A 15,059-nucleotide genomic window follows, 5' to 3' on the forward strand; every position below is an offset into this window, starting at 1 on the left:
ATGACCACCATGACGCTCGACACTGTGTCCACAGTGCGCGCAAGCGCGTATCGCAAAACTGCCTGGCGATTGATGCCTTTCCTGATGCTGTGCTACCTGTGCGCCTACCTGGACCGGGTAAACGTCGGGTTTGCAAAGCTGCAGATGATGAATGACCTGTCCCTGAGCGAAACCGTATACGGGCTCGGCGCGGGCATGTTCTTTCTTGGCTATTTCCTCTGCGAAGTGCCGAGCAACCTCATCCTCCACAAAGTCGGTGCCCGGCGCTGGATCGCGCGGATCATGATTTCGTGGGGCATTATCTCCGCCCTCTTCGCCTTCGTGGAAACGGCCTGGCAGTTCTATGCGCTGCGCTTCCTGCTCGGTATCGCCGAAGCCGGGCTCGCACCGGGCCTGCTGCTCTACCTCACCTACTGGTTCCCCTCCTACCGCCGCGCCAAAATGACCGTGTTGTGGTTCATCGCCATCCCGCTCTCCGGCATGATCGGCGGGCCGCTCTCGGGCTACATCATGACCCAGTTCGCCGGCGTGCATGGCTGGGCGGGCTGGCAGTGGATGTTCGTGCTCGAAGCCATTCCGACCGTCATCGTTGGCCTGATGGTGCTGGCTTACCTCAAGGACGGCGTGCACCAGGCGACCTGGCTCACCGATGAAGAAAAAGCGCTGGTCAGCAAAGAACTGGCCGAGGACAACAGTCGCAAAGTCACCCATGCATCGGGCGGCGCCTTCCTGCGCGACCGCCGCCTGTGGATTCTCGCCTGCATCTACTTTTGCGTGGTCATGGGCCAGTACGCGATCACCTTCTGGCTGCCGACCCTTATCCGTAATGCCGGTGTTGCCGACCCGATGCACATCGGCTTGCTCACCAGCCTCCCCTACCTGTGCGCCATTGTCGCGATGGTGCTGATGGGGCGCAGCGGCGACAAGCACCAGGAGCGCCGTTGGCATCTGGTGGCGCCAATGCTTGCCGGTGCGCTGGGCCTCACGTTGGCGGCGGTGTTCGGCACCCACCTGATGCTGTCGGTGTTGTGCCTGTGCCTTGCAGCAGCAGGCGTGCTGTCGGCGTCGTCACTGTTCTGGATGCTGCCGACCACCTTGCTCGGTGGCGTCTCCGCCGCCGCCGGGATCGCTGGAATCAACAGCTTTGCCAATCTGGCGGGTTTCTGCTCGCCCTACCTGATTGGTTGGATCACCACCACGACCGGTTCGAGCGCCATCGGCATGTACCTGATTACCGGTGTGCTGTGCATCGGTGCCTGCCTGGTGCTGCGCATTCCTGCTGCTTCGGTCAATCGTTGAGTTAACGGAGAATTTCCATGACTGCCACTTTATCTCGCGCGTCCTCCACCACGCTGGTGCAGCGCGCCCATAACATTCGCCGCCATGCCTTGCGCATGGGCCAAGTCCAGGGCCAGGGCTATGTCGGCCAGGCGCTGGGCGCGGCAGACTTGCTGGCCGTGTCGTACTTTCACGCCTTGAACTACAAGCCCGAAGACCCGGAATGGGAACAGCGTGATCGCTTTTACCTTTCCATCGGCCACTACGCGATCGCCCTGTATGCGGCGCTGATTGAAGCGCAAATCATCCCACTGGATGAACTTGAAACCTACGGTTCGGATGACAGCCGCCTGCCCATGTCCGGCATGGCCGCCTACACTCCCGGCATGGAGATCACCGGCGGCTCCCTGGGCCAGGGGCTGGGCATCGCAGTGGGTGCCTGCCTGGGCTTGAAGCGCAAACAGTCCGCCTCATTCGTCTACAACCTGCTGTCGGACGGCGAGCTGAATGAGGGATCCACCTGGGAAGCGGTCATGTCCGCTTCGCACTGGAAGCTCGACAACCTGATCGCCATTGTCGATGTGAATAACCAGCAAGCCGACGGACACTCCAGCGAAGTGCTGGCATTTGAACCCATCGTTGACCGCTGGCAAGCCTTTGGCTGGTTCACCCAGCGGGTAGACGGTAACGACCTGGATGCCTTGGTCAAGGCGTTCGACGCGGCCCGCAGCCACCCCGGCGCACAACCGCGCGTCATCATTTGCGATACCAAAATGGGCAAAGGCGTGCCGTTCCTGGAAACCCGCGAAAAGACTCACTTCATCCGCGTCGACGAGCATGAATGGGATGTGGCCCTGAACAACCTGGAAGAAGGCAAAACCGTATGAGCAACGCACACAAGACTGACGTTCAGGCACCCGCGGCGGCGAAGAAAAAGCTGACCACCTCGGCGATGATTGCCTCGATTGCCGCTGAAGGCCAGGCCACAAAACCAGCGCCATTCGGTCACGCACTGGCCGCACTCGCGGACCAGCGCCAGGACATCGTGGGTTTATCGGCTGACTTGTCCAAATACACCGACCTGCACATTTTTGCCAAGGCGCATCCGGAGCGTTTCTACCAGATGGGCATGGCCGAGCAACTGTTGATGAGCGCGGCAGCCGGCATGGCTCGGGAGGGGTTCGTGCCCTTCGCTACCACTTACGCGGTGTTTGCGTCGCGCCGGGCCTATGACTTCATCTGCATGGCAATTGCCGAGGAAAACCTCAACGTCAAAATCGTCTGCGGCCTGCCGGGCCTGACCACCGGGTACGGCCCCAGCCACCAGGCAACCGATGATCTGGCGATCTTCCGCGCCATGCCCAACCTGATGATCGTCGACCCCTGCGATGCCCTGGAAATCGAACAAGCCGTGCCCGCCATTGCTGCGCACCAAGGGCCGGTCTACATGCGGTTACTGCGCGGCAACGTACCGCTGGTGCTCGACGAATATGGCTACACATTCGAGATCGGCAAGGCCAAGACCCTGCGTACGGGCAATGAGGTTTTAATCATTTCCACCGGTTTGATGACCATGCGCGCCCTGGAAGCCGCCAAGGAACTACAGGCAGATGGCGTGGATGTCGCAGTACTTCACGTGCCCACTATCAAGCCTTTGGATGAGCAGACCATTCTGGCTGAAGCCAGAAAGCCGGGACGACTGGTAGTGACGGCCGAAAACCACTCCATCATTGGCGGATTGGGCGAAGCGGTGGCAACCGTGCTGTTGCGCAATGGCGTTACCCCGACGTTCCGGCAAATAGCGTTGCCGGACGCGTTTCTCGATGCAGGAGCGCTTCCGACGTTGCACGATCGCTACGGTATTTCCACCCAGGCTGTGTGTGCGCAGATCAAGGGTTGGCTATAGGGTTTGAGCCTGCAAGGGACTGAGTGAGTCCCTTGGCAGTCATTACGTTCCACCACCTTCCAAGAACTCGCTGAAACCCACATAGAACCTGCCTACAGGTGAGACCATTTACGTATTTGCGAGTCCCCATCCAATCTGGTCACCAGAACAGCATCCTCAATGCCAGCGCGACCACGACTAGATTGAAAACTGCCTCCATCCACTGGTCGCCCTTCTTTAGGGCAAACTTCGCGCCGGCATTTGCACCCAATAGCGTGCCAATAATCAGGCAACATCCGTACTGCCAGTCAATGATGCCGCTGACGCCGAAAATCAGTAATGAACCCACGGAGAGGACCAGCCCACCGACTTTGCGGGTACCCACCGATTCGCTGATGCTTTTTCTGAAAAAGATAATGAATAAATACGTCGAGAGTTTGGCTTGCCCACCAAATAACCCGCCGATCATTCCTACGGGGATAAACAGGATATAGCCAAACAGACGTCTGATCGCTGAGGGAGGTGTTTCGCCGCTACGAGGTTTTTTTATAAGGGACAGTGCGACGAGCAGCAATGTCAGCCCGCCAATTACCTTGTGCAGCAGCGCGGGATCTATTTGAAGAAGCAGGCTCGCGCCTGCCAGAGCCCCAACCAACCCCAGTACCGCAGCTGGAAAGGCCAGCGCATAATCGACCTTTCCCTGGTTATGGAAGTGCCGCAGTCCGGCAACCATGGTGCCTACCGAGGCCAGGCGCGCAGTGGCGATCGACGACTGAGGTGCAATCCCCAGCCAGATCATCACCGGAACGGTCAAAAACACACTCCCACCGGTGTTGGTCCCGACGAATCCCGTTATTGTTCCAAGGAAAATCAGACCGACGCCTGTCAACCACTCATGCCCCATCATGTTGAGGTGCTCGCATAAGATTCATGGCACGGCTTACTCGCTCAAGTAAACCGGGTCTATCCAGTGATAGCAGTTTCTATTTCGGGAGCCGGCGGTCACATGAAGCTTTGCGGTATGTACGAAGCTGTACTCGCCGATAATCGGGCGGCGTCGGTCAAAGGCGTCGCCCAGCGTTTTCGAAACGATGCTGCTGAGCTTTAGAACTTTCGACGCTCTACCGCTGCAAGCTATTGAGTTGAAGTGCAAATTAGTAATCAGAAGGCATGTTTCGGTGATACCGCATCGCTCGCCGATGCCATTGACGGTACAGGAAATAAAAGTAGCGCCTGCTTCAATGGAGGCCAAGGTATTTGCCATCGCCAAACCTCTGTCGTCATGAAAGTGCACTTCGAGGTCAATCTCAGGCAGTGCCTGCCTGATTAGTTCAATAGTGGCCTGAACCTTGAAAGGTTCGCAAATCCCTAATGAGTCGGCATAACAAATTCGGTCCGCGCCGGCAGCTTTAGCAATCTTAAATGTCTCAATCAAATCATCAGATGGCGTTCGAGAAGCGTCTTCAATGGTATAGCGAACTTTCAGCCCCAGTGATTTTGCATACAACACACTTCGTTTAATGAGATCCTGTATCTGTGCTTTTGATTTTCTAATTCGATATTTCTGTGACGTCTCATTGATACCAGCAAATATGCCTATCCAGTTTGCCCCTGTCGCCGCAACCGCATCAATATCATCTTGATGCGCGCGGGAATGCGCAAGGATATTTTTGGCGATCTTTGATTGTACAAGCGCGGTAACCCTGTCGAACTCTTGTTTCGACGCATACGGGTGGCCGGCTTCGATAAAGTCGATACCTGCATCTGCGAGTGCGTAGGCTATGGTCAAGGTAGATTGGGTTGTGAGTTTAACCCCAGGCGCTTGATTTCCTTCGCGCAGCGTAGAATCGACGAGTGTTATAAAAGTCATAAAATACATTCCATTGCATTAAAAGATTATACGGCTTTCGAGCGCTCAATCGACTTGTAGCGCGAGGTATATGAAAGTAGTTTTTCTTCATTAACCTCTACACCCAACCCTGGCTTATCGATGGAAAGTTTCACTTGCCCATCGCAAAACGAGTAACAACTTTCATCAACTATATCGTCTACAAATCTCTCAGTAGGGCATCCGTATCCGGTGGTCGCTACATTTTTCAGGGTAGAAACAAAATGATGAAGGGCTGCTGTGCCAATACCAAACGGGTGCATGCTACCAGTACTGACTTGTAAATCGGCGATCTCGGCCGCAGCACATAAGCGGCGGGAGGCCAATATGCCACCCGACTTGAAGGGTTTCAGACAGATGACGTGCGCGGCGTTGAGGTGAATTATCTCCTTTAGATCTCGAGCATTGAAAACGCTTTCATCGGCGATGATAGGGGTGCAGACATTTCGTTTGACCTCCGCCAATCCGCAGATATCATGGCCGGGTGTAGGTTGCTCGACAGCAAAAACACCGTGCTGCTCTATACGCTTTATAAACTGAATAGCGGTGGAAACGTCATAGGCACAGTTGGGATCAACTTCCAATTCAAAGTCATCTCCTAAAGCCTGCCTGACAGATTTAAAGCAGGCGTAATCGTCTTTCAATACACCGGATCCTTTGAGCGTCAATCGCTCATAGCCAAGCCCTTGCAACTCCAGCGCACGCTCAGTGACCACTTTAGCGCAAGCAAACGGTAAGCTGCGGCTTACCCTATAACTAAGTGCATGCGCGCCGCCCAACAAGTTACAAACTGGAACGCCATATACTTTCCCCGCAAGATCGAGAAGCCCATGATCTATTGCACACTTAGCAAACAGATGCCCCTTAATGACCAGATCAAGCTCGCTCATTATTATTTCAAACAGGCATGGATTCTTACCAATTATTGCAGGACACAAGTAGGTTTCCAATACTGCCAGCATCGTTTCGGGAGTATCGCCCTGGGCGGGGTAACCTCTCGATATAATTCCCGACTCTCCCCATCCCACCAGTCCCGTGTCTGTCGTCAGTTTCAACACTATATGCCGCCCTTTGGCGGTGATATTGGTTGCGGTCTGATAAGGATTTTTATACGGAACCTCTACTAAAAACACTTCAGCTTTAGCAATCAGCATAGGGTAACTTCCTGTTGGTGAGCGTTGATACTGGAAATTAAATGAAATGTACTGGGATGCTTGCAGCAATATCAAGCATCGCAAACCAGGGTTTCTCAGCCACCAACATGAATAAAATTTCATGATTTCGCATATTGATTTTCTTAAAACTACCGACTGCCTGTTCTCGCCTATTGAATCAAAAGAAATTTTATTTATGACACTTTTTCGCACTAGGCAGCTTACTGCCTGACTTCTCAGCCCCTTTATAGCTTCCAACAGCTTTGCACTCAGCAAGCTATATATATTTAATCTAACAAAGGACCTGAATTAGGTTGGCACTGATTAAAAGCCGCCCAGCGCCACCCATATATCATTCCGGAGAGGGTCGATGCTCATCGCTTACTCTACGGCGCATCAAGAGGGATCTCGAGGATGAAGGTTGCGCCCTGCCCTTCCCCGTCGCTGTGCACGGTCAAGCTGCCACCCATTTCCTGCGCGGCGAGCGCGCAGCTGTGCAGACCGAAACCGTGACCGTCTTTGCGAGTCGTGAAGCCATGGGAAAAGATACGCGTCAGGTGCTCTGGCGTAATCCCGTTGCCATTGTCGGCCACTGTAATACGCAAGACTGCTCCGTCACCGATGAGGGAGGCGCTGAACGTGATGCACGGGCTGCGATCGACCACGCCGTCCAACGCCTGCCTGGCGTTTCTGATCAGGTTCACCAGTATCAGCAGCATCCGGTGCCGGTCCAGCGACAGCAGGGGCAAGTCGGCAATGTCCTTGACCACCGTCACCTCCTGATTCATCCGTGAGCCGGCACTCATGCGCCAGGCATCATCGATTAATTCCGAGACCGGTATTGTCTCGACGACACTGACGGCAACGGCATAGGACTGCTGGGCAGCGACAATGGTCTTGATGTGGTCAATGCCTTTGGTGAGTTGCTCGAGCTCTTCGATGATGCCCTGCTGCTCTGCCGCCACCGCCTGCGCCAACTTGAGCAGGTAGTCGGGCAGCATCTTTCCCCTCTGGTCCTGGGTGAGGAAATCGCTCAGCTCATGGATGTGTTCGTTCATCATCTGCGCCACCTTGCCCAGGCCCTGGGCCTTGGAGGTGCGCATCTGGCTGCTGACCAGCTCGGCCGAAACGTTCACGCTGTTGAGGACATTGCCGACATTGTGCAGCACCGTCGTGGCGATCTCGGCCATGCCCGCCTGACGGGATTTCGCATTCAGCTCGGATTGCACCTGGCTCATGCGTAGCGCCGCGCGTACGCGAGCCTTGAGCTCCAATGGCGAGAAAGGTTTGGCGATATAGTCATCGGCGCCACTCTCCAACCCGGAGATGCAAGCCTCGCTGCCGCCGCGGGCGGTCAACAGGATGACGGGCAGATGGGCAAAACCGGCGCTCGCCTTGATTCTGGCGGTCAGGCCAAAGCCGTCAAGCTCCGGCATCATCACATCCGAGAGAACGACATTGATCGGATGACGCTGCAGCATGGCCCAGGCCTGCTCTCCATCAGCGGCGGTGACGACACTGTAGTCGTCGCGCAAAAGCTCGCTGAGGTAGCCAAGCATTTCCGGGCTGTCATCGACCACCAGGACCCTGGACTGCGAGGTGCGTTCCGGGTGCTGCTCGTTGTCTGCATCGCCCATGGACGCCTGGTCGTTGCTACTGCCACGGCGGCCGTCATCGAACAGCAAGTGGCGCTGCTCGGTTGTGATCATTGCGGTGGGTGACGATCCCTCATGCAGATGACCGGCTTCAGTCGGCGCGCTGTTCTGCTCGGTTCCCCGAGGAAATCGAACAAGGAAGCACGAGCCCTTTCCAGGCTCACTGTTGACGCTGACTTCGCCCCCCATCAGTTCGACCAGATCCTTGACCAGGGCCAGGCCGATGCCTGTACCGCTGTAATGCCGCGTGGCGGAATTGTCGATCTGGGAAAAACGCTGGAACAGCAGGGGTAATTTATCAGGCGCGATGCCAATGCCCGAGTCTTGCACCGCGAGCTCAAATCGCTCGTCATCAAGCGCAGTGACTGCCAGATGCACCGTACCGCCAGCAGGGGTGAACTTGATGGCATTACTCACCAGGTTGAGCAGAATCTTCTCGAAGTGTCGGGGGTCCAGGAACACGGTACCGAGGGCAGGATCGATGCTGCAGGTCAACGTGCAGCCTTTGCCCTTGGCTACCATGGCGGCGTCCTCGGCCAGCACGCCCACCGCCTTGTTCAAATCAACGGGCGCCGGACACAGCTCAAACTTGCCTGCTTCGGCCTTGGAGAAGTCAAGGATATCGTTCACGCGGTTCAGCAAGCGCAGTGCATTTCGTTGTGCGCGCTCGATTTGCACGCGCCAGTCCGCCGGCGGCGTGATCGCCATCGAGAGCTGCTCCAACGGGGCGAGAATAAGGGTCAAAGGGGTACGCAGTTCGTGGCTGACCGTGGCGACGAAATCACTCTTTGCCTGGTTGGCCGTCTCGGCCTGGTTGCGCGCCTGAATAAGTGCAACCGCCTGCGCCTCCAGCACCTCGGTCTGTCGGTGCAGCGTGTCGGTCCGTTCGGCGACCATTCTCTCCAGAGAGGCCTGCACCTGCTGTCTTTCGGCTTCGGCCTCGGCCTCCAGCACCCGGATGCGCAAGGCATTCTCCTGGAACACCCGGACGGCGCGAGTCATGATCCCAATCTCATCGCCGCGCCCAGCACTGGCGATTTCGGCGCTCAAGTCACCGGCAGCCAGCCGGCGCATGACCGAAGCCAGGGCGACGATGGGCTGCGCGACAAACCGCGAGGTGCTCCAGGCGATGGCTCCGGCCAGCAGGATGGCGACGGCGCCAGCGACTATTGTCGCCAGCACGCCGCGATCCTTATGGACCAAGGCGTCTGAACGCGCTTCGCCTGCGAAGCGCGCAACCAACAGGCCAGCGCTGCGTGCCTCGATGCGAACCTGGTCGCGCGCGTCGCCCAAGGCGTTGCTCGCCTGATGGAACCCGGCAAATGCCGCCCGGTAGCCAGCAATCTGATCGCTGACCGTCAGGGGCGTAGCGTTGGCCTGCTGCCCCACAGACGAAGGCAGAACCCGGGCGAGACGGGAGAGTTCATCGAGGATGACGCCTACAGAGCTGGCGACCTCGGCCGACGGCGCCAGGCGAAACGACAAGGTCTGCGCTTCCAGGGTGGCAACACGTTCGGCGAAACGCTTGGACAACGCGGCGGCGTTTTGCAGCAAACCGATGGCGGCCTGAATGTCACTGGCGTCATGGGCAATGTGCTCGTCCACTTCAGCCAACATGACTTCAAGGCGCTCTGCCACACCTCCAACAGCCCCCAGATGCCGCAAAGCCTCGCCGCCCCGGAGCCTGGGAGCCTCGCCAAGCTGCTCGAGCGCAAGGCTGGCTGCTGCCACCGCCGTCGCCAACTGTTCCAGGGTCTCCACCTGTTGCGGCGCCCCCATCAACTCACGCAATTGCTCGACCACAGGCGGCAGCGCCGCACAGGCGTTGCGCGCCGCAGTGGCGGCGGCACCATCACCGCTCACCAGCACCTGGGCCACATTGGCGGTAATGATGCGTTCGCCGTTGCGCAGGATATCCAGGATGCGATGGGCGCTCTGGGCGTTGCTCACCCGCGCCTGGTGGTCGGCGGCGCGGGAGTCCAGGCCCTTCAGCCCAGCGGCGATACCCTGCTCAACGAGGGCCGTCGCCTCTCGCATCCGGGCGTAATGGGCGGTCATATTCTCGGTTTCGCCATCCATGGTCAGCGTCGCCGCCCGCAAGGACGCGATCGCCGCAGCGAGCCTCTCCAGGCTGCCCTTGAGCGATTGCGCCTCTGCCGCCGGGATGGCGTTAAGGCCGTTGATAGCCGTCGCGACCAAGCCTTCGGCCTGGGACACGCTGTCCTGGTCGCGGGTGGCAATGAAGTTTTCCACCCGCCCGGTAGCCCCGTTGACCGAGGCCAGAATTTCCGCGGAATGGCTGGCGGAATCCACCGCACGTACCATGCCTCGCAGGCCGTAGAGGTTCACGAGCGATACCGCCAGCATCAGCAACACCAGTGCGGCAACCGCCAGGCCGATCCTGACGGCAATAGGCCTGGCCGTGGCTGATTTGAATGTCAACATGGGGCCTCGCCTCCTAGCCCGCCGCTACTGTTTCGTCACCTCCGGCAAAGGCGCCGGCGGCGCCGTATGGTTGATGGCCGCATCGATCATCGCCGCAACGGAAGCCTGGCCGTAGAACGGATTGGCGGCACCGCCCACCGGCATAGTGGCAAGCCAGGCGTCCAGGTCTTTGGCATCAATACGTACCAGCGGCACCTCGACAAACTTCGGCACCTGCTTGCCAGCCAATATCTGCTGGGCCACCCAGAACCCCATCTGGGAGACGCTCGGGGAGGCAGAGACAGAAACGGTCTCGTAGCCATTGGCATCGCGTTCCTGTTTCCACAGGGCAAGTTCGTCCTGACGGTTCCCCATCACAATGATCGGCAAAGGGCGTCCCGCCGCCTTGAACGCCATGGCCGCACCATATCCGTCGCCACCCTGGGTAGCCACGGCATCAATGGTGGGCAGCGACGGCAGCGCCAGCGTCACTTCCTTGCGGGCGACAGAAGCCGTCCAGTTTCCGTATACGGTCTTGACGAATTTCAGGCCCGGATAGTCGCTGGCGGCCTTGCGAATGCCATCACTGATGTTTTTATCCGTGGCATCGCCAGCGATGCCACGGATCTCCAGCAACGTCCCGTTGCCCTTCAGGCGCTCGGCGATGTAGTCCATTTCCACACGGCCCATGGCGGACCAGTTGTAATCCACGGTATAGACACAGGGCTCGGTGACCAGGCTGGCCATGACGACCACCACGATGCCGGCGTTGCAGGCATCGCGGATCACCCCGTTGAGGGCCGTGTCGGAGGCAGCGAGGATCACGATGGCATCGACGCCCTTGACGATCATGTCCTGGATATGGGCTGCCTGTTCCGAAGCCGAGTTATTGGCGCTGACGACGGGAGCCTCACGGATCAAGCCCTCCTTTTGCGCCTGGAGCGCAATTTCCTGCCAGTTGCGCACCATCACCTTGCGAAAATCGCTGCCTGCGTAGGAATTGCTGAAGGCAATGCTGTAGCTCGCCGTAGGGCCGCTGGCGATGCCGTCGGCGGCAGCGTGGGCCGGATTGCCGGCAACCATCGCCAGCCCCGCCACGCAGCCGGCGAAGCGCCTCAAGATCGTGTGGATCGACTGGGTGTTCATGCTGTTCTCCATCGTGCTTGGCATTTACCAACAGTCATCCACCCGCACCGGCTTACAGCCTGGATCAACGGCGTGTTCTGGTTGGAGCAATTGGCCCCCAAATTGGAGATTTTCGAACAGGTGAGGTGTGGGGCAGGCATTGAACGTTTCCCTGTATGCCGCGTGCGGGTTGTTGCGTGAGCCGTTGAAAACGCCTGAAGCCCGCCCACCGGCTGTCTTGCCGATATAAGGCTGCTGGCCAACGTCAATGATTTTGCCCGGGTCGGTGCCCTTGGCGGCCGAACATTGAGCCCCGTAGATGGCTCGCATTGGCAATGAGCATAGTATCAAAGTGCCCGCTTTGCTCACGGTCTGTGAACGGATGCGCCGTTCTGAGCCATAGTTTTATGTTTGACTGCCGCCCCACTCAACCTTGCCTGCTGTTCTACGCTTGTTGCTCGACCCACTTATCGGAGACCCGACATGAACCCACACACCACCGCCCTGGTCCTGATCGAATACCAGAACGATTTCACCACCCAAGGCGGCGTGTTCCATGACGCCGTCAAAGACGTCATGCACACCTCCAATATGCTCGCGAACACCGCCACCACGGTTGAACAGGCGCGCACGCTCGGCGTGAAGATCATCCACCTGCCGATCCAGTTCGCCGAGGGCTATCCGGAACTGACCACCCGCGACTACGGGATTCTCAAGGGCGTTGCCGATGGCAGCGCTTTCCGCACCGGCAGTTGGGGCGCCGACATCAGCGAGGCGATTACCCGGGAAGCCGGCGACATTCTCGTGGAGGGCAAGCGCGGGCTGGACGGTTTCGCCACCACGGGCCTGGACCTGGTGCTGCGCAACAACGGCATCCAGACCCTGGTGGTGGCGGGCTTCCTGACCAATTGCTGTGTCGAAGGCACGGTACGATCAGGTTATGAGAAGGGCTATAACGTGGTGACCCTGATCGATTGCACCGCGACCTTCACCGACGAACAACAACAGGCTGCCGAACGCTTCACGCTGCCGATGTTTTCCAGGACGTTGCAACACACCGAGTTTCTCAACGGGCTGAACGCCCGCTAGCCATCGCCCAGGAGGCGGCTTTACACCCGCCCTCGGACTCCCAGCCACCTGCGACACCCTGGCCGGGTTCGTTGATCTGAAACACCTCAGTTGTCAGGGTGTTCGCTCGCCACTGAATCGGCAGCGTCCACATCAGACATATCCTCCTCAAGGGGGGCATCGTCGTCCGGCGGCAGCGGGATCTTATCCTCATCACGCCTCGGGTCGTGCCCTGTCTCGTTGTCCGTGCCGCGCGTTACAGCCTGCTGTGAAATGTTGCCCGGGGCATTCTCATTGATTTCCATGCTGGCTCTCCGTTCTTGGGCCCGGGATATCCGTGCTTAAGGTTGAGAAACGCCATGCCCCCCAGAGTGCCGGGCAACAGACGAATGGACGCGCCCAGGCTGGCACAAGGTGACACTGCCGGCCGGCAGACTGGGAAAAGCCCTCCCGCAAATGCTCAAATCGCTGCCCGCAATTCACGGGGTGACAGGCCATAGTGTGAGCGAAAGCGCACGGCAAAACGTGAGGCCGAGGCGTAGCCGCAGGCGCCGGCAATTTCACCGATCGGGCGAGACGTTGTCTGCAGCCGTTGTAATGCTGTCGACAGTCGAACGCCCTCCAGAATGTTCCTGAAACTATTCCCCTCGTTCGCCAGTTGGCGACGCAAGGTCGACTCCCCCAGGTTCATGTGCTGTGCGATGCTCGCAACCGTCCAGTCTCTCTCCGGGTTGGCCATTACCAGTTGCTGCACCCGCTCGCACAAGGGATCGTTGCGCCCCATCAGCAGAGGTCCGGCCTGGCCGCCAAGGCACAGGCTCAGCAGCACCGCTTCCCCATAATGTGCGGAGAGTGCCTGCGGGGCGTTTGCATGGATGGCGACCAGCAACTGCTCCCATGCCTGGGTCGTGTGCCTGTCCAGGGGAACGCACAGATCGCTCTTCAGTGCACCGCGACCACTCTTGATCTGCTGGCTATATCGGCTGCTGAATTGACGCAATGTCGAGACGGGAAAGGTCACCGCATCGGCGATGTAATGACCCTGAGGGCCGGGGAAGTTTGAGATACCCAGCTCGCGCCCGGCCGGCATCAGAATCAGATGCCGAGGCCCTGCGCGCATTTCACGGTCATCCCATTGCAACAGTTTTTCCCCCTGCCGCACTCGACACAAGGTGGTCACGAACACCGGCACCCTGGGCAAGGTAAGGGTATGTCGCGCCCGTATGACACAGGCATCGATAATATTTTCCCGGTGCTGTATGCCGTCACAAGGGCGCATGGTTCTTAACGTCCGTAAGTGGAAGTAATGGTCGCTTTGGCCAGGACGTTGGCGTTGAGCATGTAACCGACCAAGGCTCCGCTGGCCTGGTTGTCGAGCGGTAGCTTATCGACTTTCAAGGCCCACACGGTGAATTGATAGCGATGGGGTTTATCGCCGACAGGAGGGCAAGCGCCACCGAACCCCGGCTGGCCATAATCGGTTCGCCCTTGCACGGCACCCGCAGGCAGGTTCGCCCCCACGCCGCTTGGCAAACTATGGGTGGAGGCTGGCAGGTTGACCACCGTCCAATGCCACCAACCGCTGCCGGTGGGGGCATCGGGATCGTAAACGGTGATCGCGTAACTTTTGGTCCCTGCGGGGGCGTTTTTCCACGAAAGCTCAGGAGACGTGTTGCCACCGTCGCAACCGAAGCCCTGGAACACTTCGCGACGGGTCAGCGGGCGGTTGTCAGCAATATCCCGGCTGGTCAGTGAGAAATCCGCAGCGTAGCCACTGAGTGTGACGGCCATGAAGAGTGCAGGCAGGATTGATCTGATGTTCATTGCGGCTCCAGCTGAGTCTTGAAGTGAAGCTCGAGTCTAGGTTGAACAAAACCGGGAGACTGTGCCGAAATGCTCGATAACAGTGCCGAAATGCTCGATTGTCCGGACGAACGATGGCTCTCCACATGCCCGACGGCCTTCAGATGCTCAAGAGCTCGCTGACGGGCAGTCGATGAGTGGTCTTCATCTCGCGCAGGGAGAGGTTCGAGCGAATACTGGAAACCCCCGGGAGCTTCCTCAGCACTGTTTCGACAAAGCGGCTATAGCTGTCCAGGTCCCGTGCAACCACCTCAAGGAGAAAGTCCGCCTCCCCCGTTGTGTTATGGCAACTCAATACCTGCGGGGCCGCCTGGATAATCTTTTCAAACGTTGCCGTGGCTTCTTCGCTGTGATCCGTGCAGGAGATCTGGACAAACGCCTTAAGGCCCAGCCCGAGTTTCTTTCGATTGAGAATGGCCTGGTATCCCTCGATAACCCCGCATTCTTCCAGGCGTCTTTGCTTGCGCCAACAGGACGCTTCGCTGAGGGACAGCTGCTCGGCCAGCTTGACATTCGACAGCTTGCCATCGCGCTGCAAACGCTCCGATATTGCAATGTCCGCCTTATCGAGCTGTTCAATCATGAAATAACTCCCCAAATTCAGGCTTAAAAATGAAGGTTAATTTCAATTCTTGCGTTCGGTCAATGGCAACTTGAAGGGTAATTTCACGACGCTCATTCATAATGGCAATGCCTGAATCGCCCCTCCAAGCCGAGGT

The 15,059-nt window shown here is 58.2% G+C and carries 13 protein-coding genes; 4 read left to right on the forward strand and 9 right to left on the reverse strand.

Annotated features, from left to right (window positions below):
• Genes J3D60_RS06100 through J3D60_RS06110 form a run of 3 tightly spaced genes read left to right on the forward strand, consistent with a single transcriptional unit; the run spans position 1 to position 3,184 of the window.
• Positions 1-1,299 (forward strand): MFS transporter, encoded by a 1,299-nt coding sequence (locus J3D60_RS06100; protein WP_253493969.1) that lies wholly within the window; start codon positions 1-3, stop codon positions 1,297-1,299.
• A 17-nt stretch (positions 1,300-1,316) separates the two neighbouring features.
• Positions 1,317-2,165, forward strand: a complete 849-nt coding sequence (locus tag J3D60_RS06105; RefSeq protein WP_027605721.1) for a transketolase — start codon at positions 1,317-1,319, stop codon at positions 2,163-2,165.
• Positions 2,162-3,184, forward strand: coding sequence for a transketolase family protein (locus J3D60_RS06110; RefSeq protein WP_027605720.1), 1,023 nt, complete (start codon positions 2,162-2,164; stop codon positions 3,182-3,184). Before J3D60_RS06105 ends, J3D60_RS06110 begins: the two co-directional genes overlap by 4 nt.
• Positions 3,185-3,323: 139 nt before the next feature.
• Here the strand turns inward: J3D60_RS06110 and J3D60_RS06115 are convergent, their stop codons facing one another.
• From J3D60_RS06115 to J3D60_RS06135, 5 genes are all read right to left on the reverse strand, one after another.
• Entirely contained in the window at positions 3,324-4,070 is a 747-nt protein-coding gene (locus J3D60_RS06115; RefSeq protein WP_253490432.1) for a sulfite exporter TauE/SafE family protein, read from the reverse strand.
• 33 nt (positions 4,071-4,103) lie between these two features.
• Positions 4,104-5,033 carry a LeuA family protein gene (locus J3D60_RS06120; RefSeq protein WP_253490434.1) on the reverse strand — a complete coding sequence of 310 codons (930 nt, stop codon included), beginning with the start codon at positions 5,031-5,033 and terminating at the stop codon, positions 4,104-4,106.
• A gap of 26 nt (positions 5,034-5,059) precedes the next feature.
• Positions 5,060-6,205: a mandelate racemase/muconate lactonizing enzyme family protein gene (locus J3D60_RS06125; RefSeq protein ID WP_253490436.1), complete on the reverse strand. Its 1,146-nt coding sequence runs from the start codon at positions 6,203-6,205 to the stop codon at positions 5,060-5,062.
• 386 nt (positions 6,206-6,591) lie between these two features.
• Entirely contained in the window at positions 6,592-10,305 is a 3,714-nt protein-coding gene (locus tag J3D60_RS06130) for an ATP-binding protein (protein WP_253490438.1), read from the reverse strand.
• Between the two features lie 24 nt (positions 10,306-10,329).
• A complete protein-coding gene (locus tag J3D60_RS06135) occupies positions 10,330-11,430 on the reverse strand; it encodes an ABC transporter substrate-binding protein (RefSeq protein WP_253490440.1) in 1,101 nt (366 codons plus the stop codon).
• Between the two features lie 462 nt (positions 11,431-11,892).
• Here J3D60_RS06135 and J3D60_RS06140 point away from each other — a divergent pair, with 462 nt between their 5' ends.
• Positions 11,893-12,498, forward strand: coding sequence for a cysteine hydrolase (locus tag J3D60_RS06140; protein ID WP_253490441.1), 606 nt, complete (start codon positions 11,893-11,895; stop codon positions 12,496-12,498).
• A gap of 86 nt (positions 12,499-12,584) precedes the next feature.
• Here the strand turns inward: J3D60_RS06140 and J3D60_RS06145 are convergent, their stop codons facing one another.
• The 4 genes from J3D60_RS06145 to J3D60_RS06160 form a co-directional block, all read right to left on the reverse strand.
• Complete coding sequence (locus J3D60_RS06145) at positions 12,585-12,782, reverse strand: hypothetical protein (RefSeq protein ID WP_141157677.1); 198 nt, start codon at positions 12,780-12,782, stop codon at positions 12,585-12,587.
• A gap of 155 nt (positions 12,783-12,937) precedes the next feature.
• Positions 12,938-13,756 carry a helix-turn-helix transcriptional regulator gene (locus J3D60_RS06150; RefSeq protein WP_253490443.1) on the reverse strand — a complete coding sequence of 273 codons (819 nt, stop codon included), beginning with the start codon at positions 13,754-13,756 and terminating at the stop codon, positions 12,938-12,940.
• Positions 13,757-13,761: 5 nt separating this feature from the next.
• A complete protein-coding gene (locus tag J3D60_RS06155) occupies positions 13,762-14,301 on the reverse strand; it encodes a kinase inhibitor (RefSeq protein ID WP_253490445.1) in 540 nt (179 codons plus the stop codon).
• Between the two features lie 139 nt (positions 14,302-14,440).
• Entirely contained in the window at positions 14,441-14,923 is a 483-nt protein-coding gene (locus J3D60_RS06160) for an Lrp/AsnC family transcriptional regulator (RefSeq protein WP_065941773.1), read from the reverse strand.
• Between the last annotated feature and the right edge of the window lie 136 nt (positions 14,924-15,059).

It is taken from the genome of Pseudomonas sp. S3E17 (genome assembly GCF_024168685.1).
In the GTDB taxonomy this organism is placed as follows: domain Bacteria; phylum Pseudomonadota; class Gammaproteobacteria; order Pseudomonadales; family Pseudomonadaceae; genus Aquipseudomonas; species Aquipseudomonas marginalis.

What these genes read in the sequence shown, in the direction of transcription:
- J3D60_RS06115 (WP_253490432.1), bottom strand. Translation starts at nt 4,070, where the DNA reads ATGATGGGGCATGAGTGGTTGACAGGCGTCGGTCTGATTTTCCTTGGA.
- J3D60_RS06110 (WP_027605720.1), top strand. Translation starts at nt 2,162, where the DNA reads ATGAGCAACGCACACAAGACTGACGTTCAGGCACCCGCGGCGGCGAAG.
- J3D60_RS06105 (WP_027605721.1), top strand. Translation starts at nt 1,317, where the DNA reads ATGACTGCCACTTTATCTCGCGCGTCCTCCACCACGCTGGTGCAGCGC.
- J3D60_RS06120 (WP_253490434.1), bottom strand. Translation starts at nt 5,033, where the DNA reads ATGACTTTTATAACACTCGTCGATTCTACGCTGCGCGAAGGAAATCAA.
- J3D60_RS06145 (WP_141157677.1), bottom strand. Translation starts at nt 12,782, where the DNA reads ATGGAAATCAATGAGAATGCCCCGGGCAACATTTCACAGCAGGCTGTA.
- J3D60_RS06160 (WP_065941773.1), bottom strand. Translation starts at nt 14,923, where the DNA reads ATGATTGAACAGCTCGATAAGGCGGACATTGCAATATCGGAGCGTTTG.
- J3D60_RS06135 (WP_253490440.1), bottom strand. Translation starts at nt 11,430, where the DNA reads ATGAACACCCAGTCGATCCACACGATCTTGAGGCGCTTCGCCGGCTGC.
- J3D60_RS06155 (WP_253490445.1), bottom strand. Translation starts at nt 14,301, where the DNA reads ATGAACATCAGATCAATCCTGCCTGCACTCTTCATGGCCGTCACACTC.
- J3D60_RS06150 (WP_253490443.1), bottom strand. Translation starts at nt 13,756, where the DNA reads ATGCGCCCTTGTGACGGCATACAGCACCGGGAAAATATTATCGATGCC.
- J3D60_RS06125 (WP_253490436.1), bottom strand. Translation starts at nt 6,205, where the DNA reads ATGCTGATTGCTAAAGCTGAAGTGTTTTTAGTAGAGGTTCCGTATAAA.
- J3D60_RS06100 (WP_253493969.1), top strand. Translation starts at nt 1, where the DNA reads ATGACCACCATGACGCTCGACACTGTGTCCACAGTGCGCGCAAGCGCG.
- J3D60_RS06130 (WP_253490438.1), bottom strand. Translation starts at nt 10,305, where the DNA reads ATGTTGACATTCAAATCAGCCACGGCCAGGCCTATTGCCGTCAGGATC.
- J3D60_RS06140 (WP_253490441.1), top strand. Translation starts at nt 11,893, where the DNA reads ATGAACCCACACACCACCGCCCTGGTCCTGATCGAATACCAGAACGAT.